Origin of the sequence: Brucella intermedia LMG 3301, assembly GCF_000182645.1 — a bacterium.
Lineage (GTDB): Bacteria > Pseudomonadota > Alphaproteobacteria > Rhizobiales > Rhizobiaceae > Brucella > Brucella intermedia.
The window spans coordinates 1,989,558-2,002,934 of sequence record NZ_ACQA01000001.1 but is presented as its reverse complement, the minus strand read 5'-3'; the positions used below and the strand labels follow the sequence as shown (position 1 = coordinate 2,002,934).

Sequence of the window (13,377 nt, the reverse complement as noted above, 5' to 3'; positions counted from 1 at the left end):
AAGTCTGCCGATGTTCGATCTCGTTTCCCACTACTGGCCGCATATCCTGTTTGTCCTGTCGGTTGTTCTCGGAGCGATCGCCGCCATTCACGCGACCATGACGAAGGAAGAAGTGCGCACCGCCATCGGCTGGGTAGGCGTGATCGTGCTTTCGCCGATCGTGGGAGCGGTGGTCTATGCCATTGCGGGTGTGAACCGCATCCGCCGTTCGACCCTCAGCCACCAGCGCGCCAACCGGGGCAAGATTGCGCTTTATCACCTGTCGCACTTCGATACGACGAATGACCTCGTGCGCGCAGCCTTCGGGCGTCAGTTCGGGGCGATGAAGATATTGGGCGATGCGGTGAGCCTCTATGACTTCACGAGCGGCAACAATATCGACATGCTGGAGACGGGTGACGAAGCCTATGCCGCCATGCTCGACGCCATAGGCCGCGCCGAGCGCAGCATCATGCTGGAAACCTATATTTTCGACCGGGACGGGATTGGGGAAGTATTTGCCGATGCCTTGGGCGATGCGGTCCGGCGCGGCGTGGAAGTGCGCGTGCTGGTCGATGCGGTCGGTGCGCGCTATTCCTTTCCGAGCATCGTGAAGCTCCTGAAGGACAAGGGCGTCGCGGTCGATGTGTTCAACGGCAATATCATCATCGGGCTGCGCCTGCCTTACGCCAACCTGCGCACCCACCGTAAAATCCTAATCGTCGACGGCAAGATCGCCTTCACCGGCGGCATGAATATTCGTGCGGGCTTCGTGCGAAGGATAGCGGGCGACGCGGTTGCCTTCGATACACATTTCAAGCTGGAAGGTCCGGCGATTGCCGATCTCTTTCATATCGCATCGGAAGACTGGCGCTTTGCAACCGGCGAGCTTCTCACCGGGGAAGCATGGAAGATCGCACCGCCGGAAAACCCGCCGGGCACCGGAACGCTGGTGCGCGTCGTCGGGTCGGGACCGGACAAGAACGTGGAAACCAACCAGCGCATGATGATGGGCGCCTTCTCGATCGCCGAGCAGCATATTCTCATCATGACGCCCTATCTCTTGCCGGACCGCGAATTGATCAGCGCGCTGGTGACGGCTGCGCGGCGCGGCGTGTCGGTGGATATCGTCGTGCCGGGCGTCAACAATCTGAAGCTCGTGGACCGCGCCATGCGCGCCCAGTTCGACCAGTTGCTGAAGGACGGCTGCCGCATCTGGCGGGCGGGCGGCGCCTTCAATCATTCCAAGCTGATGACCATCGACGGCGCATGGTCCTATGTCGGATCGTCCAATATCGATCCGCGTTCGCTGCGGCTGAATTTCGAAGTCGATCTGGAAATCCTCGACCGCGATGTGGCGCGTCAGGTGGAGGAGCGCATCGGCAAGGTGATAGAGGACAGCCGCGAGGTCAATCTTGCGCGTCTCAAGAGCCGGCCTTTCCTGGAGCGCCTTCTGGACCGGATTATCTGGCTGGGTTCGCCTTACCTGTGAATATCATCCGGTTCGGCTGTTAAATATTTCCGGGCTGAGTTCCTCGAGCAGGCTCATTGCCGATTTGAGGTCGAGATGCGCCTTGACCGGCAGGTGATCGGATGCCAGCCGCGCCAGCGGCGTGTTGTGCACTTCCACCGATGTGACCAGATTGTGGGGTGCGCCAAGCACGCGATCCAGCGCAAAAACCGGGAACCGCGACGGGAAGCTCGGTACTGCCGTTGCGACATGGTTGAATGTCGGCATGAGGGCCGCGAGCGAGGAACGCTTGCCGACGCGCCATTCGTTGAGGTCGCCGATCAGCAGGGTCGGCAGCGTGTCGGCCTCCTGCAGGACGGTAAGGATGCTTTCGGCCTGCTGCTCGCGGGAGCGCTTCAGGAGGCCAAGATGGGCTGCGATGACGCGCAATGGCCCCGCCGGGAATTGCAGGTCCGCGACCAGCGCGCCGCGCGGCTCGACACCGGGCAGCTTGAGCTGCTGCACATTGCGCACCACGCCTTCGCGGAACAGAAGCACATTGCCGTGCCAGCCGTGACCCTTGGGCATCGTGGCGGTTATCGGCACCGGCACGAGCCCGTGGCGGCGTTCGAGCAGGCCCAAATCAAGCAGGCCGGAACGCTCGCCGAAACGCCTGTCGGCTTCCTGCAAGGCGATCACGTCCGCGTCGATTTCGCTGATGACTTCAGCCGTGCGCTGCGGATTGAACTGCTTGTCGATGCCGATGCATTTGTGGACGTTGTAGGATGCAATGACGACATCCCCGCCGGTAATGTTGGCGTTGAGCGGCCTGTAGCCCGGCCTGTTCCGGATCGCAGTCAGAATGGTCTTCGATATCCGGTTTGGTTCTTTCTTTTTCAGCACCCGTTTTTCACCAGTCAGCTATTCGGTTCCGAAAGACAATGACTTCTGCCAGTGAGATAAACTCGCATCCCTCTCTATATAGTCGGATTGTACATCTGTTTGAATAGCAATTGCCTACACAATTCGACGAGAGCTACACGCGACTGCCCGTTGAAGCGTTTTGTGCCTGATCAAACTCACCCCTCGGGGATATGCTTCAAGGTTCCAGGTCTCATCTTGCAATGAAACGGATCAGGCGGTCGGTGAGGCCGGTATAAGGCGGCTTGATGAGATCGCTCGGCGCCGGGGCATATTTGGTCAGGACGGGCATTGCCTTGGAAAAGGTCAGGAAACCGTCATGGCCGTGATACTGGCCCATGCCGCTTGCACCCACGCCGCCGAATGGCAGGTTGCTACAGGCGAAATGGTAGAGCGTATCGTTGACACAGACGCCGCCCGCAACGATGCGGCTCAACATCATTTCAATTTCTGCGGTGTTGTCGCTGAAACAGTAAAGCGCCAGCGGACGATCAAGCTTCAGAACGAAACCGATCGCATCATCGAGCAGGCGGTAACTGATGATCGGCAGAAGCGGGCCGAAAATCTCCTCCTGCATGATGGCGCTATCGGGGTCGGGTTCGAGCACGAGGGCGGGCGGCATCAATCGCGGTTGACCGGAACCGGGGAGAAGCTCGATGACGGATTCGCTCTTGCTGGCGGCATCGGTCAGCAGCTTCGCGAGCCGTGCCTCCTGCGCTTCATTGATGATCGTGGTGCGGTCTTTTTCCGCTGGTGAACCACTATAGCGCGCCTGCATTTCGGCGCGCAGGAGGTTCACGAATTCATCGCGCTGGCTGTGGTGGATCAGAACGTAATCGGGCGCGATGCAGGTTTGCCCGGCATTGAAGAACTTGCCCGTCGCGATTGCGCGCGCGGCGCGTTTGATATTGGCGTTTTCGCTGACGATGGCGGGCGACTTGCCGCCGAGTTCCAGCGTCACGGGCGTCAGGTTTGGTGCCGCCGCCGCCATGATCTTGCGCCCGACAGTGGTCGAGCCGGTGAAAAAGAGATGGTCGAATGGCAGCGATGCGAATTGCGCGGAAAGCGCTGCGTCGCCAAGCGCAACGGCAACGCGGTCCTCCGGGAAGACTTCCCCAAGCAGGCTTTGCAGAAATTGCGCAGTGCGCGGCGTATGTTCGGATGGTTTCAGGAAGACATGGTTTCCAGCCGCGATTGCCGCGACGAGCGGTGCCAGCGCCAGATTGACCGGATAGTTCCACGGTGCGATGATCCCGACCACGCCGAGCGGAACATAGCGGATTTCGGCTTTTGCCGGCCACATTTTCCAGCCGGCCTTGCGGCGTTTCGGTTTCATCCAGCGCTTGAGGTTGTGCAGGGCATCGTCGATTTCGGCAAAGACGACGCTGGCTTCGCCAAGCAGGGTTTCTTGCAGCGAGCGATTGCCGAAATCCGCGCTGATGGCCTTCGCCATCTCATCCAGCCTTGCTTCAAGCCGCTCCCGCAGGCGTTTCAGGTCGTCCAGACGCTGCTCGCAGGCGGGACGGCTCTCAAGCCATGCGTGACGCAGGCGCTCGAACGGCAGTTGCAACATCTGTTCTTCAGCCGCCATAGGCAAAATCCTCGGTCGAGCGTGCAAAGAGAAATTGCGCGGCATAATAGGTTGCCAGCACCCAGAGGCCATTCAGCGGAATGTCGAGGCTGAACCGTCCATAGGCAAGCAGCGTGTCGCTTGCCATGAAGAAAAGACCGCCCGCTGCGGCAAGCCATGCGGCGTAGCGTTGCGGCGTTTCAGGTTCGGTGCCGAGCGCACGGCTCATCGCCTGTGCCGCCATGATGCCAAGGGCCGCGGCATAGATGATGACCGGAACTATCAGCGGGGTCGGCAGCGACGGCCAGAGGCCAGCTATGATGGCAAGGGCTGCGATGGCGAAAATGGCGAAAACGCCTTTGTGCGCCGCAAAGCGCGCATGGCGGCAAAGGGCATAGATATAGGCGCAATGGGTGATGAGAAAACAGATCAAGCCCGCCATGAAATAGTCGCCGGGCAGCATCAGGAAAAAGTCACCCAGTGCCGCGAAAGCCAGACCGAAGGCCACGGCAAAGCCATAGGATTTCGATTTGGGCCGCCCGGCGCAAAGGACGGCTGCGAGCAGCAGCAGCGTAGCGGTTGGCTTGGTCAGATAATGCAGCCAGCGCCAGCCTGAAACCTCGCCATTATAGCTCATCACGCTCCCCGCGATGGCGCAGATCGCGCAGAGCAGGAACAGGCCATAGAGCGTTCTGTTTCCTGCGAATTCCAGCAAGCCTCTTCGGCGCATATTCGCTCCCCGTTATTATATCTGAGCAAAGGGATTGTGCCGCCAATTGCGAGATCAGCGCAATAGGCACAATTCCGGGAGGCGCTTGCCCTGTTGACAACGTTCTGTTGAAGAACGCTCAGGCGCGCCGCCAGACCGTCGGCATGTTTTCTTGCCAGCCGTTTTTGTGCAGCAAGGGTGTGTCGTCATCAGCCAGCGGCCAGCCGACGCATAGGTAAAGGCTGAAGCGCCAGCCCTGCTGGGCCTGAAACAGCCTTTCCATGGCCTGCGGATCGAGAATCGAGACCATGCCGACGCCAAGCCCGAACGATCTTGCCGCCAGATTGAGGTTCTGGACCGCCATTGCCGTGCTGTGCTCGAGGGTGACGGCCATGGACTGCCTGCCGAGCCCATGTCCTTCGGTCGGCGCGGATTCGGTGAAAATGGCAAGCTGCACCGGGGCGACGCTGATGCCTTCCAGTTTCAGATCCCGGTAGTGCCGTGCGCGCTCGCCGTCATAGATCTGCGCGGCTGACCGGTTGGCCTCCAGGAAGATGTCGTGAACCGCCGCGCGTTTTCCAGCAGTTTCAACCGAAATCACCCGCCAGGGGCGGGCATTGCCGACGGAAGGGGCATAATCCATCGCTTCCTGCAAAGCCTCGATGATTCCATCGTCCACAGGTCGGTCGCTGAAGTGACGGACATCCCGCCGCCATTTCAGCAATTCAAAGAAAGCGGTGCGTTCGGAAGGAGAAAACTGCATCGACTGCCAAATATAGGTTGAAATAACGAGAGCATGTCTCCCAAACCGTTTCACACTTTTGCTGGAAATGCTCTGAAGCATGTCGCCTGAATACGATAAGGTACGACATGCTTGAGCGCAAAGCGTGAGACGGCGGACCATGCTCCAGAAACAAAAAAGCCCGCTTGCGCGGGCTTTTTGGGGTGCTTCTGGACCTTGGTAGTGGTCTGAAGACTTGGAAATGGTGCCCAGAAGAGGACTCGAACCTCCACGCCCTTGCGAGCGCCAGCACCTGAAGCTGGTGCGTCTACCAATTCCGCCATCTGGGCGACGAGGACCCATCTAAGGGGTCGACCTGCCTCTGTCAATCGCGTTTTCGACATTCAGCCAGCTTTTTTTCAGCCGATGCTTTTTTCGCGTTGAAAAGGTCGTCGGGCGCGCGGGCGCGCCCGATAAATTCACAGCCAAACGGCTATCAGGCTTCGAGAATTTCCTTCGAAGCAACGGTCGAATCAGCATTGAGCCGGTAAATGACCGGAACGCCGGTGTTGAGTTCCTGCTTGAGAATCTGTTCCGGGGTCAGGCCGTCCAGCGCCATGATGAGCGCCCGCAGAGAATTGCCGTGTGCGGCGACCAAAACCGTCTCGCCGCGCAGCACATGCGGCTGCACCGTGTGCAGATAATAGGGCCATACGCGCGCGCCGGTATCCTTCAGGCTTTCGCCGCCCGGAGGCGGGACGTCATAGGAACGGCGCCAGATATGGACCTGTTCCTCGCCCCATTTGGCGCGGGCATCGTCCTTGTTGAGGCCGGACAGGTCGCCATAGTCGCGTTCGTTCAGGGCCTGGTCGCGAATCGTTTCGAGGTTCGACTGGCCAAGCTCATCGAGAATGTGCTGGCAGGTCACCTGCGCGCGCGACAGCGCGGACGTGTAAGCGATATCGAACTTGAGACCGGCGGCCTTCAGGCGCTGGCCAGCGGCCTTGGCTTCGGCATGGCCCTGTTCGGTCAGGCCCGGATCGCGCCAGCCGGTGAACAGGTTCTTGAGGTTCCATTCGCTTTGACCGTGGCGGACCAGGACGAGAGTACGAGACATATGCAACGCTCCGTTAGAGAGCGCATCCCGAAAAGTGTGAGGCGGTTTTCGGATAGGATGCGCGATAAAACAAAACTCTGGAGCGCCGATCTGAACAGGATCGGTGCTCCGGTGGAAAAATCAGTCGTTCAGCCCGAGAACATCCAGCATCGAATAGAGGCCGGGCTTTTTGCCATAGGCCCAAAGTGCGGCCTTGATCGCACCGCGCGCAAAGATCGAGCGGTCTTCGGCATGGTGGGAGAGAACAATGCGCTCACCGGGCCCGGCAAGAATGACCGAGTGCTCGCCGATGACCGAACCGCCGCGCAAGGTGGCGAAGCCGATGGAGCCGGTTTCACGCGGTCCCGTATAGCCGTCGCGCACGCGGACGCTGTTTTCCGCCAGTGCAATGTCGCGTCCCTTCGCTGCCGCTTCGCCAAGAAGCAGGGCGGTGCCGGATGGCGCATCGACCTTGTGCTTGTGGTGCATTTCGAGGATTTCGATGTCGAAATCCGCCGGATCGAGCGCTTGCGCCGCCTTCTGCACCAGAACGGACAGAAGATTGACGCCGAGGCTCATATTACCCGACTTGACGATGGTTGCGTGGCGGGCAGCGGCGCGGATCTTATCCTCATCCTCAGCCGAGCAGCCCGTCGTGCCGATGACGTGCACGATGCGCGCCTGTGCGGCGAGGCCCGCAAATTCGACGCTTGCCGCCGGGCTTGTGAAATCAAGGACGCCGTGCGCCCCGGCAAAGACCGGCAGCGGATCGTCGGTTATGCTCACGCCGAGCGGGCCGATGCCGGTGACTTCGCCCGCATCCCTGCCCAGAAGCGGAGAGCTGGACCGTTCGATGGCGCCGACAAGTTTCGCGCCTTCGATGGTCTGGATGGTGCGGATCAGGGTCTGGCCCATGCGTCCGCCAGCGCCGACGACGACCAGGCCCATTTCGCTGTTCTGCGTTTCTCCGCTCATCGTGGTTCTCCTGTCCGCAGTTCTTCTGTCGTCTTTCCGGTGATGAAATCGCCGTTGCCGCTCTGCAACTGATAGAAACGGGCATAGACGCCGTTCGGGATGGCGATGAGGTCGTCGTGACGGCCTTCCTCCACCACCCGACCGGCTTCCATCACCACGATGCGATCCGCATTGACCACGGTGGAAAGACGGTGCGCAATCACGACCGTGGTGCGGTTCTGCATGATGCCTTCCAGCGCCTGCTGGACCCGCTTCTCCGATTCATTGTCGAGGGCGGAAGTCGCCTCGTCGAGCAGGAGAACCGGTGCATTGCGAACGATGGCGCGAGCGATGGAAACGCGCTGGCGCTGGCCGCCGGAAAGCGTGACACCGTTTTCGCCGACCGGTGTATCGTAGCCCTGCGGCTGCTGCAGGATGAATTCATGCGCATGGGCAAGCTTGGCTGCCTCGATGATTTCCTCATCCGTCGCGTCCGGGCGGCCATAGCGGATGTTGTCGGCAATGGTGCCTTCGAACAGATAAGGCTGCTGCGAGACATAGGCGATGGCATGGCGCAGCGACTGCTTCCTGACGTGCGCAATGTCCTGCCCATCGAACAGGATCTGGCCGCGGTCGAGATCGTAGAAGCGCTGGACAAGGTTGATGAGTGTCGACTTGCCGGCACCCGAAGCGCCGACCACGGCGGTGGTTTCGCCCGCCCTGGCGACGAAGCTGACGCCGTGCAGCACCGGCGCGGTCTCGTTATAGGAGAAATAGATATCCTCGAAGCGGATTTCGCCGGGACCGGCTTTCAGCTCCACCGCGTCCGCAACATCGCGCTGGCGCGGTTCTATATCCAGCACTTCATAGATCATGCGTGCGTTGACGAGCGCCTTTTCCAACCCGACCTGAAGGCGGGCAAGACGGCGGGCCGGGTCATAGGCGAGCAGCATCGCGGTGATGAAGGCGAAGGTTGCGCCGGGGGGCTGCTGTTCGAGAATGGCGCGATAGCCGCTATAGGCCAGCACGCCCGCCACGGCAAAACCGGCCAGCATTTCGGAAATGGGCGTCGTGCGCTCGGACACCTTGGCGATCTTGTTGCTGCGGCCTTCGGACTGGTCGATCAGCTTGCCGATCTTGGCGCGCAACTGGTCTTCCATCGTAAAGGCCTTGACGATGGCAATGCCTTGAATCGATTCCTGCATCGCGCCCAGCAGATGGGAATTGAGATGCACGAGATCGCGGGTGACGGAGCGAATGCGGCGCGAAATATAGGCAACGGCCAGAATGAGCGGCGGTCCGATCAGGAAGATCGCCACGGACAGGATCGGGTCCATGTAGAACATGGTGGCGACGAGACCGATCAGCGAGATAAGGTCACGCGCGATCGACGAAATCGTCATGTTGAGGAGATCGCGGATGCCGGAAACATTCTGATTGATCTGCGCCGCCAGATGGCCGGAACGGGTATCGTTGTAGAAATCGAGACCGAGCTTCATCAGATGGTCGAAAATGCGCTTCTGATAGCGCGCGACCAGATTGTTGCCGATCTTGGCAAGCTCCACGGCCTGTATGTAGCCGGAAATGCCGCGCAAGATGAAAATGCCCAGCAATGCGCCGCAGATGACCCAGACCAGACCGAGATTCTGCTCGTAGAAAATCTTGTCGATCATCGGCTTCATCAGATAGGCCAGCGCGCCGTTCGATCCGCCGACGATGAGCGATGCCAGTATGGCTATGACGTAGTTCTGCTTATATTCGCGGATGTTTTCCGACATCATGCGCCGGATTACGCGGGTGGCTTCGCCCGTATCGATCTTCTTGTTTTTCTTCTTGAATAGACTCACGTGCAAAAGCGCTTTTTGTCTCTTGGCCCTCCGGCTGGACCGGCGGCTATCGTTGAAAATACGACTTCCATACGGAAACGCTGCACTGAAAAAGCTTTCGGCAATTTCGGTGCAGCGTTTCTATAACGTTATCCGCGCGGCTTGACCATCCTCAAGCTTTAGCGGCTGGAACGGTTCAGGTTAAAATGGCCGTCGGCACCACTCTGATATTTGCCCTGTCGCTCAGTCGATCCGCCAGCGGCGCCCTTCGGTCGAGACTTCGAAACGGGCTGGGGCCTGTGCGAAGGCGGAAAGCCCGGCAAGGGCTGCAAGCTGATGGGTGATCACGCGGACAGGAATGTCGCGCATGATGGCCTTGTGCGGAGCCTTGTCCTCGAACGCCTCGCGGAACGCGCCCGCCTTGAGCGCGGAAAGAATGCGCTGCGGAATGCCGCCGGAAAGATAGACGCCGCCTTGCGCCTTGAAAATCAGCGCCAGATCGCCTGCCAGCCGCCCGAGATAGGTGACGAACAGATGCAGGGTTTCTTCCGCCTGCGCATTGCTGCCGTCGAGCCCGGCGGAGGTGATGTCGGCGGGGGTTTCCAGCGTCGGGGTCACCTCGTCGGCGGCGCATATGGCCAGATAGAGATTGCGCAGTCCGCGCCCGCAAAGAATCTGTTCGCCAGCGACGCGGCCCTCGATGCGCTCGATATGCGGGAAGACCTGATAGTCGCGTTCGCTGCGCGGACCGATGTCGATATGGCCGCCTTCGCCCGGCACCGGCACCCATGCGTGGCGCGTGCGGACAAGACCGGCAACGCCGAGTCCGGTGCCCGGCCCGAGTACGACGCGGGTAGCAATCACTTCTTCGGGCCTGCCGCCGATCTGTTCCAGATGTTCGCTGCCCAGAGACACGACGGCGAGCGCCTGCGCCTCGAAATCGTTCAGCACGGTCACATCCTCGAAGCCGAGATCGGCGATCATCTTCTTCGGGCGCACGACCCAGTCGCAATTGGTGAGGTCGATCTCGTCGCCGTCGACGGGACCGGCTACAGCCAGAATGGCGGAACGCGGACGGATCGAGGTATGATCGAGAACGGCGTCCTGTATGGCCTCATCGATGGTTGCATAATCCGCCGTCTGGAGAACGGGAAACTCCTTCGGCTCGGCATTGGAATCCACCAGGATGGCAAAACGGGCATTGGTGCCGCCGATATCGCCGACGAGTACCGGAAACCGGAAACCCTGTTCGGCCCGCTCTATCTCTTTGTTTTCATGCATGTCTTTGTCCCAGAACCGGTTCCCGTTTTTGGGACATGCGATCGTCGCGGGCATGTCCTCTCCCTGGTCATGTCATCCGTCCGCAGAAAAACCCCGCGGCGGATCAGTGCGTTTTGTTTCAGTCGAGCGCCTTGATCAGCTTTTCGGCGGTTGCGCGATTGAGCGCCATCGGAATGTCGTAGACGCTACCGAGGCGCGTCAGCGCCTTCACATCGACATCGTGCGGAAGCGGAGACAGCGGGTCGATGAAGAAGATGAGCACTTCCACCGTTCCTTCCGCAATCATGGCGCCGATCTGCTGGTCGCCGCCGAGCGGCCCGCTTTTCACGCGCTGAATGCGGAGTGAAGGGCAGGCATCAAGTATGAGGCCGCCAGTCGTTCCCGTCGCCACGATGTCATAGCGGGACAGTGCCTGCTCATGCGCTTTTGCGAAGGCGACCATGTCGTCCTTCTTCTGGTCGTGGGCGATCAATGCGATGCGCAGGCGTTCCGTCATGAATGAGCAACCTTACGAGTTGATAACCTTGTCATTGGCATTCTAAATCGTTTTAAACCTATAGCGAAGTGCCCAGGACCTGAAAAGCGCTAAAAGCCTCACTGCACGCCGTAGGTGACATCGGCGACCGAATTCGGGGAAGGACCGTTGAGCACGGCGGCGCAAGCCTTCGGCAGATCGGAAACCATCACCGGGCGCGGCTTTTTCGGCGGTTCCGTCGATGGCTTTGCCGGCTTCCACGGTTCATCCGTAAACCACCAGGCGAGCGACTTGTCACAACCGTCACCGGCGGCCACCTTCGGCTGTCCCTTGCACTGGGGCGAACCGGGCTGACAGGTCAGGCGCACATGGAAATGGTAGAAGTGACCCCAATAGGGGCGAACCTTGCCAAGCCAGCTCCTGTCGCCCTTCACCGTGTCGCAAAGCTCCTTCTTGATGCCGGGATGCACGAAGATGCGCTCGACTTCCGGGGTAGCTTGCGGCATGTTTGATAAGCGCCGTGCGGGCAGGGGTCCATTTCTTCGGATCGACATAGAGCGAATCCGGTTTCAGCATCGAAACGGCGGAAACGCTTTCACGTTCGGCATCGGTAAACCGCTTTTTGGGCATCGGCGTCAGCCAGATATCGGCATCGAGGCCGACCTGATGCGAGGCGTGGCCGGTCAGCATCGGGCCACCGCGCGGCTGCGAAATGTCGCCGACGAGCAGGCCGGGCCAGCCGTCCTTTGCCGCATCGCGGGAAAGTTTTTCCAGAAGGCCGATCATGCGCGGATGGCCCCAGCGACGATTGCGTGAAAGCCGCATCACCTGCCAGTTCGGTCCGTCCGTCGGCAGAGCCACGGCTCCGGCGAGGCATCCCTTGGCATAAAAGCCGATGGATTGCGGGTCTTGCGCCAGAACAGGAAGCGCCTGCGCTCCAAAAGCCTGTTTGGCGGGCATGTCTTCCGCGACGGCCATGGGCACGAAGTCGGGGGCGATCATCGCGGCAAGCGAAGCTGCGAGAACGATCTTCTTCAATCTGTTTGCGATCATGGGGCAATTCCATGTTTTGCCGGGGCTGCGGCTGCGAATCAAGGCGGCCGGATTGCGGGCATTATGCTGTGTCAACGGCAGGGCTTCAATGGCGGTCGACAGTTTGTGCTGCCGACCGCATTTCGTCAGTGCTGCCGCAGCCTTGCCAGCAAGGCTAGAACCAGCAACGGCATCACCGTGCAGAAGGTGATCAATGGCCATGCGGTATCGCCGGGCAGGAAGATGACGAGTGCTGTTCCTGCAAGGCTGACGATCAGGCTCTGGATGCAGAAATAGACCGCGACCGCCATGCCCGCACTGTCGTCAAAGGCCGCAAGCGCACCGTTTGCCGTCATCGACGCGGTGAGAACGATGCCGACAGCGGCAAGCCACATGGGGACGATGAGGCTCAGGAACGAAGGCGCCAGCAATGTTTCGCCGAGAACCAGAAGCAGGGCGCTGGCAAGAAGCGTGGCCATGCCCAGCGCCACGCTGGCGCGCGCGCCCCATTTCTGCGTCTTGCGGGGCAGGACGCGGGTGGCGGCGATCATGACGAGGGCAACGCTTGCAAAGGCGAAGCTGAAGCCGGTTTCACCAAAGCCGCCGCGTTCGATCAGAATGCGCGGTGCGGTGGAAAAGAACACGAAGAACGTGCCCATCGCCGTCGCGAAGCCGAGCGTATAGGTCCAGAAGCTGAAGTCGCGCACGATCCGGCGGAGATTTCCGACACTTGGGGCAGTGCCGGCTGGCCGCGTCTCCTGCCAGTGGCGCAAGGCGCGCAACGTCACGGCGAGGCCCAGCAGGCCGAGCGTGGCGAAGATCGCCCGCCACCCAAAACCCTTTGCGACAAGCGCACCGGCAATCGGCCCGAGCGCCGGGACGAAGGAAAGCATGGCGCTGAAAAGGCCGTAGATCGTCGCACCTTCCGGACGGGCGGCATAAACATCGCGGACCGTTGCGAAAGTGGCGACCAGCGCCGCCGAAGCGCCCGTTGCCTGTACGAAACGAAGAGCCACGAAAACCGCTGCATTGTCGGTAATCGCCAGGGCGAAGGACGAAAGGGCGAAAACCAGCCCGCCGCCGATCAGGACGGGCCTGCGCCCGAAACGGTCCGACAACGGGCCGAACAGCAACTGCCCGACGCCCAGCATCACCATGTAGAGGCTGAGGGTCAGTTGCACCATGGCGGGTGTCGTTTGCAGGATGGCGGGCATGAACGGCACGACCGGCAGGTAGATGTCCATGGCCAGCGAGGCGAGAATGTCGAAAGGAGCCATCAGCGCGAGCGCGAATGGCAGGGAATAGCTCCACTGTGGAGTTTGTTTGTTATCAAAAGGCATGACTAAGCATCCGCTCGAGAAAA

General features: G+C 60.4%; 11 protein-coding genes, 1 tRNA gene and 1 pseudogene. 1 reads left to right on the top strand and 12 read right to left on the bottom strand.

Annotated features, from left to right (window positions below; translation table 11 throughout):
* The first annotated feature begins 10 nt into the window (after positions 1-10).
* Complete coding sequence (gene cls / locus OINT_RS09590) at positions 11-1,471, top strand: cardiolipin synthase (protein ID WP_006467607.1); 1,461 nt, start codon at positions 11-13, stop codon at positions 1,469-1,471.
* A 3-nt stretch (positions 1,472-1,474) separates the two neighbouring features.
* Here the strand turns inward: cls and OINT_RS09585 are convergent, their stop codons facing one another.
* From OINT_RS09585 to cml, 12 genes and pseudogenes are all read right to left on the bottom strand, one after another.
* Positions 1,475-2,332 (bottom strand): endonuclease/exonuclease/phosphatase family protein, encoded by an 858-nt coding sequence (locus tag OINT_RS09585; RefSeq protein WP_006467606.1) that lies wholly within the window; start codon positions 2,330-2,332, stop codon positions 1,475-1,477.
* A gap of 211 nt (positions 2,333-2,543) precedes the next feature.
* Positions 2,544-3,941, bottom strand: coding sequence for a coniferyl aldehyde dehydrogenase (locus tag OINT_RS09580; protein WP_006473218.1), 1,398 nt, complete (start codon positions 3,939-3,941; stop codon positions 2,544-2,546).
* Positions 3,931-4,650, bottom strand: a complete 720-nt coding sequence (locus OINT_RS09575; protein WP_025090786.1) for a lysoplasmalogenase — start codon at positions 4,648-4,650, stop codon at positions 3,931-3,933. The genes OINT_RS09580 and OINT_RS09575 overlap by 11 nt, the downstream gene beginning before the upstream one ends.
* 118 nt (positions 4,651-4,768) lie before the next feature.
* On the bottom strand, positions 4,769-5,392 hold the full coding sequence (gene bluB, locus OINT_RS09570; RefSeq protein WP_039852981.1) for a 5,6-dimethylbenzimidazole synthase: 624 nt from the start codon (positions 5,390-5,392) through the stop codon (positions 4,769-4,771).
* A gap of 221 nt (positions 5,393-5,613) precedes the next feature.
* Positions 5,614-5,700, bottom strand: a tRNA-Leu gene (locus OINT_RS09565).
* A 146-nt stretch (positions 5,701-5,846) separates the two neighbouring features.
* A complete protein-coding gene (locus OINT_RS09560) occupies positions 5,847-6,467 on the bottom strand; it encodes a 2,3-bisphosphoglycerate-dependent phosphoglycerate mutase (RefSeq protein ID WP_006472278.1) in 621 nt (206 codons plus the stop codon).
* Positions 6,468-6,587: 120 nt separating this feature from the next.
* Positions 6,588-7,421, bottom strand: a complete 834-nt coding sequence (gene dapB / locus OINT_RS09555) for a 4-hydroxy-tetrahydrodipicolinate reductase (protein WP_006467603.1) — start codon at positions 7,419-7,421, stop codon at positions 6,588-6,590.
* A complete protein-coding gene (locus tag OINT_RS09550; protein ID WP_006472280.1) occupies positions 7,418-9,247 on the bottom strand; it encodes an ABC transporter ATP-binding protein in 1,830 nt (609 codons plus the stop codon). The genes dapB and OINT_RS09550 overlap by 4 nt, the downstream gene beginning before the upstream one ends.
* Before the next feature lie 222 nt (positions 9,248-9,469).
* Positions 9,470-10,507, bottom strand: a complete 1,038-nt coding sequence (locus OINT_RS09545) for a glucokinase (protein ID WP_050791017.1) — start codon at positions 10,505-10,507, stop codon at positions 9,470-9,472.
* A 118-nt stretch (positions 10,508-10,625) separates the two neighbouring features.
* The gene (locus OINT_RS09540) at positions 10,626-11,003 is read right to left on the bottom strand and encodes a methylglyoxal synthase (RefSeq protein ID WP_006467600.1); all 378 of its coding nucleotides are present in this window, start codon (positions 11,001-11,003) and stop codon (positions 10,626-10,628) included.
* Positions 11,004-11,101: 98 nt separating this feature from the next.
* A pseudogene (gene mepA, locus OINT_RS09535) lies at positions 11,102-12,035 on the bottom strand (penicillin-insensitive murein endopeptidase).
* Positions 12,036-12,160: 125 nt separating this feature from the next.
* Positions 12,161-13,354, bottom strand: coding sequence for a CmlA/FloR family chloramphenicol efflux MFS transporter (cml, locus tag OINT_RS09530; RefSeq protein WP_006472282.1), 1,194 nt, complete (start codon positions 13,352-13,354; stop codon positions 12,161-12,163).
* Positions 13,355-13,377: the final 23 nt, after the last annotated feature.